The following is a 436-nucleotide window of genomic DNA, read 5'->3' on the forward strand; positions in this document are numbered from 1 at the left end:
TAACTAATATGTAATATTGGAAAAATTATTGGTATATATTTCAACACACCTTTTTCATCTTTACTGACTCTATAAGAAAATATTAAATCACTTAATAAATAAGTCAGTAATTCTATAACCCATAAAATAAAAATAGGCTTAAAAAAGATTCCTAATAAAAATCCTAATATATTGGTTAATACAAAAGACATAGGTACCAAATGTCTTATAGACGCCGTTTTACCATGTTTTTGCATAACTTTTACTTTCCAAAATCCATATTGAAAATATTGTCTCCATAATTTTTTCAACGAATCCCTACTATAATAGGAAGATTTAATTTCTGGAGAGAGTAATATTTTATATCCATTTTTAACAACTCTATAATTTATTTCATCATCCTGATTTCTAACAAGTTCTTCATCAAAATATCCTATTTCATCTAAAACACTTCTTC

Annotated in this window: 1 protein-coding gene; it reads right to left on the reverse strand. The window is 24.8% G+C overall.

Annotation, left to right across the window (positions count from 1 at the left end):
• A partial coding sequence (locus C1I99_RS31990; protein ID WP_438941476.1) for a glycosyltransferase family protein occupies positions 1–436 on the reverse strand: 436 nt, incomplete at both ends.

The organism is Micromonospora deserti (genome assembly GCF_003236335.1).
Taxonomy (GTDB): Bacteria; Actinomycetota; Actinomycetes; order Mycobacteriales; family Micromonosporaceae; genus Micromonospora; species Micromonospora deserti.